Source organism: Streptomyces adustus (assembly GCF_009377175.1).
Lineage (GTDB): Bacteria > Actinomycetota > Actinomycetes > Streptomycetales > Streptomycetaceae > Streptomyces > Streptomyces adustus.
Map to the genome: position 1 here is coordinate 1 of NZ_VJZD01000420.1, position 4,500 is coordinate 4,500.

General features: G+C 74.8%; 2 protein-coding genes and 1 pseudogene. All 3 read left to right on the top strand.

Annotation, left to right across the window (positions count from 1 at the left end):
- Window positions 1-423, top strand: a pseudogene (locus FNH09_RS47410) (hypothetical protein); the annotation flags it as partial.
- Complete coding sequence (locus FNH09_RS44800) at window positions 420-2,645, top strand: hypothetical protein (protein WP_152895617.1); 2,226 nt, start codon at window positions 420-422, stop codon at window positions 2,643-2,645. The pseudogene FNH09_RS47410 and the gene FNH09_RS44800, both read left to right, overlap by 4 nt.
- A gap of 55 nt (window positions 2,646-2,700) precedes the next feature.
- Window positions 2,701-4,500: hypothetical protein (locus FNH09_RS46935; RefSeq protein ID WP_156110864.1), on the top strand; the 1,800-nt coding region annotated here is incomplete at its 3' end.

Sequence of the window (4,500 nt, forward strand, 5' to 3'; positions counted from 1 at the left end):
GCGCCGCACGTCACCGCCCAGGGCCCGCCCGAGGAGCGCGTCCCCGCCCAGGGCACACCCCAGGACCGGGTCCCCGCGCAGGGCACCCCCGAGGAACGGGTCCCCACCCGGGGGACTCCCGAGGAACGGGTCCGCGCGCAGGACACCCCCGAGGAACGGGTCCCCACTCAGGGCACCCCCGAGGAACGGGTCCCCGCGCAGGGCACCCGCAAGGAGCGCCCGGCGCCGGACGGAACACGGGGAGCCCCGGCGCCGGGCGCCGTCTTCAACTTCAACGGCGGCTCGCCGTCCTTCGGCGGCAGCCTGGTCGCCGGTGACCAGCACGGCGTCAGCGGCGGCCAGGTCACCGGCGACGTACACCTAGGCGGCCACGAGCTCGGTCACGAGCGCGACCGCGACCACCAGCGGGGAGAAGGCGCATGAACGGCCGGCCCGAACCCGACAGCCCCAGACCCACGACGGCCTCCGCCGGCGGCGCGGCCGCCGCCCCGGAACCGAAGCCCGCCGAGCCGGCCGCCGACGAGGCCCAGCAGGCCGCCCCGGCGGCCGCCGCGCCCGCCGCCGAGGAGCGCGAGCAGCCGCAGACCGCCTGGTCGGCCCGGCGCGACCTGATCGACCACAGCCCCCGGACCATGAACTTCAACGGCGGCTCGCCGTCGTTCGGCGGGGGCCTGGTCGGCGGGAACCAGCACGGCGTCAGCGGCGGCCGGGTCACCGGCGACGTGATCATGGGCACCAAGACGGAGATCCACTACGCGATAGCCGGATACTCCGCGCCCGCCTCCGCCTCCGGCGAGATCCCGCGGACCACGCTCGACCGCCTGGCCGCCACCTTCGCCGCCGACGAGGAGGTCATGGCCGACCTGCTCGAACGCCTGCGCCGCGACCGGGTGCTCGTCCTGTCCGGCGCCCGCTTCACCGGCCGCCGCACGGCCGCCCTGATGCTGCTGCGCCGGCTCGCCGCCGCCCCCGTCCGCGCCCTGGTGAGCGACACCGGACCGAGCTCCCTCGCCGAGCAGTTCGCCACCGAGGAGCAGGCCCGCGGCTACGTCCTGTGCGACCTCGCCACCCGCCGCGACCGCCCGCTGCGCGAACCGCACCTGCTCGCCGCGAAGGACCGGCTCGCCGAGCGGAACGCCTATCTGGTCGTCACCGTCGGCCCCACCGCCGTCCTGGAGGACGTGCCCGCCGTGGAGTGGCGGCCGCCCGTCGCGGCCGACGTGCTCCGCGCGCACCTGGACGCCGGCCCCGACCCGCAGGCCACCGCCAAACTCCTCGACCTGCCGGCCGTGACGGAGTTCCTGGAACGTGGCCACCAGCTGCGCGAGGTGGCCGCCTTCGCCCAGTTGCTGACCGGCCACGCGGCCGGGAGCGTGACCGAGGACGATGTCTCCCAGTTCTCGCTGCTCTCCCTGGAACACCAGGTCCAGGAGTGGTTCGAGGAGGACGAGAGCGCGGTCCATCTGCGCGACAAGGCGTTCCTGGTCGCGCTGGCCGCGTTCGACGGCGGCCCGTACGCCCTCACCGCCGAACTCAGCGACCTGCTGTACCGCTTCCTCCAGGAGACCGAGAACCCCGCCCGGGTCCCCGAGGTCCCCGTCTTCGGCACCCATATCGGCAAACGGCTGCGGCTGGCCCGCGCGGAGCGGTTCGAGGACGACGAACACACCGAATGGGGACTGGTCCTCCAGCAGAAGGCCAGGTTCCGCGACGAACGGGCCTCGCTGGTGCTGCTGCGCGAGCTGTGGACCGGCCACCCGTCCGCCCGGCCCGCCCTCATCAAGTGGCTGCGACAGCTCGCCGACGACGGCCGTCCACTGGTGCGCACCCGCGCCGCGTCCACCGTCGCGATCCTGGCCCGTACCGACCTGCCCTCCGCGATGGCACTGGTCATCGAGCCGTGGGCGACCTCGCAGCGGTTCCGCCAACGGCTGGTCGCGGTCAACTCGCTGACCTTCGCCCACCTCATCGGCACGCCCAACATCCCGCGCATCCTCGACGCCTGGTGCGAGGGCGACGACGCCCGGCTGCGCTGGGTGGCCGTGCGCTCGTACGGACTGATCGGCCCGGAACGCCCCGCGGAGGCCATGGCCGCCCTGCGCGGCGCGGTACGACGGCTCTACGACGACAAACCCGACGACCTCGACGAGGCGATGGCCGGCGAACTCGCCGAGGCCGTGGAGCTGTTGCTGCTCTCCCCCGCCAGCGACCAGGTGCTCGCGGAGCTGCGCGAGCACCTCGACCGCGACCGCGCCGTGCACGACCTCGCGCTCGCCGGATTCGTCAACGCCTGCCGCCGTAAGGAGGACGACGCGCGGTACGGCACTCCGCTGGTCCTCGCCTGGTACGCCCGCGCGGTTCCCGGGGGCGACACCGCGGCCCGCGGCATCCCCCACCTCTGGCGTGCCGCCCTGGCCGACCCGCGCGCCACCCGGCACGCGCTCGACGTCCTGCGCGACTGGATCCTGATCGCCGACCGCGCCACCGCCACCGAATGGGCGCTGGCCGCCCTGCTCCCGACGCTCGTCACCACGCCCGCCGAACACCAGCGGCTGAGCCATCTGCTGCGCACCATGCCCGGCGAGGACGGCAACCCCCCGCCCCCGGTGGCGGCCCGCCTGCTCACCACGCTTCCGACCCGCTGACCCACGTCAGAACGCCCCGCGCACGCCGGGTGGTACGTCCGAGGAGACACGCCCCATGCCCACCTTCCGCCAGCCCGATTGGCAGCAGCAGGCCGACCGGCACACCCAGATCGTCGACCCGGTCCTCACCGTGCGGCAGCTGTCGCGCTTCGACTTCAACCTCAAGTCGTACGTCCGTATCGACCACGCCCTGGTCTTCTCCACCGCCAGGGGCGGCTACGAGCCCTATCTGCCGCCCCGGCGGCCGACCCGCGCCGAGGTCCTCGCGAACCACTACACGGCCGTGTACGAGGTGGACATGGGCGTGCACCCGTACACCTGCGACCTCGCCCTGCCCAGCGACAACGACGCGTTCGAGTTCGTCGCCGCGGTCGACATCTCCTGGCAGGTCATCGACCCGGCCCGGTTCGTGGCCAGCGGTCACCGGGACGTACCCGGTCTGGTGCGCAGCGAACTCCAGCAGGCGGCCCGGCCGGTGACGCGCCGGTTCCCCATCGCCGAGAGCGCGGCCGCCGAGGTGGAACTGCTGGAGCGGATGAACCTGCTGGGCCCGCTCGGGGCCCCGGCCGGGCTCCAGGTCACCTGGACGCTCCGGCTGCGGCGCGACGAGGAGGACATCGAGCACCAGCGGCGCATGCGGGCCATCAGCCAGTCCGCCAGCGAGCAGATCCTGGCGGCGCAGCGGGGCATGGAGATCGACGTCGAGGTCGACCGGCGGGGCCGGCAGAGCGACGCGCTCCAGATCGAGCGGGCCATGCAGTACGGCGCTCAGCAGCAGGAACTGATCCTCCAGCAGCAGCGCATGCAGCACGCGCAGGCGCTGCTGGCGGGTGAGCAGCAGATGCAGCTCCAGCAACTGGAGGCGGAGAAGGCCAGGTTCTACGCGTGGCACCTCCAACAGGGCGGTGTGCACGCCTGGGCGCTGCACCTGGCCCAGCACCCGGAGGACTCGGCCACCGTCATGAACAGCATGCGGGAGGACCAGCTCCGCATGATCCAGTCCCAGATGGAGCTGGTGAAGCAGCTGCTGGGCGGCGAGGGCGCGGAGAACTGGGAGCTGGAGGGCCCGAAGCAGCTGGCCCTGCGCACGGTGAACGACATCCTCACCCAGCGCCTGCCGGGCGTACCGCAGGACCCGCCGCAGCTGCCCGGGGGTGGTCCCGTGTATCCGGGGCCGGCGATCCCGCAGGGCGGCGCGCCGGACCCGGGCGGGCCGGGAGCGCCCGGTCTGCCGGGTGACGGCGGCACGGGCGGGCCGGGGTGGCCGACCGCGCAGCACCCGGGCGGGTACGCGTCGCCGACGGGCCCGTACGGCGTCCCGGGAGCACCGGGAGCCCCCGGAGTGCCGCCGGTCCCCGCGCCCGGTGCCTACGGCGTCCCCGGAACGCCTGGCCCCGGCCCCTACGGAGTGCCCGGGGCACCGGGTACCGGTCCCTACGGCGTCCCCGGGGCGCCGGGTTCTCCTTCGTACGGAGTCCCCGGGGCGCCCGGTTCTCCTTCGTACGGAGTCCCCGGGGCGCCCGGCGCTCCGCCGTACGGTGTTCCCGGGGCGCCCGGAACACCCGGCTCTCCGGCGCAGGTTGTGACCGGGGTACCCGGTTCGCCGTCGTACGGAGTACCCGGGGCGCCCGGAACACCCGGTTCTCCGGCGCAGGTCGTGACCGGAGTGCCCGGTTCGCCGTCGTACGGAGTACCCGGGGCGCCTCCGGTTCCGGACGGCGCACCGGCCGTTCCCGGCGCACCGGCCGTGCCCACCACGCCGCCCGCGTCGCCCGGCACCGCGCAGCGTCCCCCGTTCCCGCCTGCCTCGGGCGGGCCGGACGCCCGGCCGCCCGCCTCGCCGCCGCCCCCGACG